This is a genomic window from Stenotrophomonas sp. 2YAF22 (genome assembly GCF_052114665.1).
Lineage (GTDB): Bacteria > Pseudomonadota > Gammaproteobacteria > Xanthomonadales > Xanthomonadaceae > Stenotrophomonas > Stenotrophomonas indicatrix.
Genome location: NZ_JBFRFE010000809.1, coordinates 1 through 1,554 on the forward strand (window position 1 = coordinate 1; position 1,554 = coordinate 1,554).

A 1,554-nucleotide genomic window follows, 5' to 3' on the forward strand; every position below is an offset into this window, starting at 1 on the left:
ATGCATACCCACGCACTGCAGCTGTCTCCGCAACTGCAGTTCCCGTTGATGCTGGCCAACGGCATCACCGGCACCCGCGACATGATGGACTGCCCGCAGCCGACCGATCCGCTGATCGCCTGCGTCGCTGACAAGCGTCGCTGGAGCGCACAGGCCATCGCTGGCACGTTGACCGCGCCGCGATTCGTGCAGGTGGCCAGCTTCTACTTCGAAGACCCTGCGCTGGCACCACAGGACGCCGTCCGTCGCGCGCGTGAGTACGCCGAGCGCGGCGTGGATGCACTGAAGGTCTACAACCGGCTGCGCCCGGATACCTACCAACGGCTGGCTGCCGAGGCGCGGCAACTGCATCGTCCGCTGGTGGGCCACCTGCCCAGGGCGGTGGCGCTGGAAGAGGCACTGCAGGCCGGACAGCACAGCTTTGAACACGCGCATCTGTTCGTTCGCCACTGCTCCGGCTCCGCAGCTGCATGGCGCAGCGGGACGCTGGACGGTGAAGACCCGACAGCCTTGGCCGAGCACTTGGTGGACAGCTATGCGCCTGCAAGGTGCAAGGCCGCCTTCGCGCTGATGCAGGCCAGCGGCAGCGCCTTCGTGCCCACTCATGTCACCCGCGAGGAGGATGCCCGCGCGCGCGATCCGGGCTTCATCGATGATCCGCGACTGGCGTACCTCGATCCGCTTTCGCGCTGGGCCTGGCGCGACGACCTGCAGGCCACGGTCACCCGCCATCCAGGCCAACGTGGCGAGCGCGCACTGCACGCCTATTTCAATCATGGCCTGGCACTGACCGGCGCTGCGCACCGCGCCGGTGTTCCGGTGCTGGTGGGCACCGACACCGGGCTTGGCGGCTTCCGCTATCACGATGAACTGCAACTGCTGCACCAGGCCGGACTCAGCCAGGCCGACGTGCTGCGCGCAGCCACGTTGCACGCCGCACAGCACCTTCGCCTGCAGGCCCGGCATGGCAGTGTCGAGGTCGGCAAGGCGGCCGACCTGGTGCTGCTGGACGGCAATCCTCTGCTGGACATCGGCAACAGCCGGCGCGTGCATGCGGTGCTGCTGGCCGGCCACCTCTACGACCGTCCAAGGCTGGATGCACTGCTGGCCTACTCCCGCGCGCAGGCACGCTCACCTGCGGTGATGGCGCGGCTGCTGTGGGGATTCGTGACCAGCCCGGTCAGCGCGGAACTGTAGGATCGGCGGCTACAGCGCCATCCGCTCGCGCAGCTCCCGTGCCTGCCGCCGCGACACCTCCACTTCACTGCCATCATCCAGTGCCAGATCGTAACCATCGCCAATGCTCGGCGTGACCGCGCGAATGCGCCGCAGGTTGACCAGCGTGTTGCGGTTGGCACGAAAGAAAAGGTCCGATGGCAAGCGTGCTTCCAACGCGCTCAGGCTGCGGGCCAGCAATGCGTTCTGGTCGCGGAACCACAGCCGCGTGTAGTTGCCGTCCACCACCAGCCGACGGATCTCGGCAATGGACACGAACCAGCAGCGCTCGCCTTCGCGCACGAACACCTGGTCCTGCGCACCCAGCGTGCCGTGCAC

At 67.5% G+C, this 1,554-nt stretch carries 2 protein-coding genes; one reads left to right on the forward strand and one right to left on the reverse strand.

Translation table 11 applies throughout. The features are described 5' to 3' along the window. On the forward strand, nt 1–1,197 hold a 1,197-nt coding region (locus AB4Y84_RS21310; protein WP_442250892.1), incomplete at its 5' end, for an amidohydrolase family protein. A 9-nt stretch (nt 1,198–1,206) separates the two neighbouring features. On the opposite strand, the gene AB4Y84_RS21315 is transcribed toward AB4Y84_RS21310, so the two are convergent. Further along, on the reverse strand, nt 1,207–1,554 hold a 348-nt coding region (locus AB4Y84_RS21315), incomplete at its 5' end, for a LytR/AlgR family response regulator transcription factor (protein ID WP_442250893.1).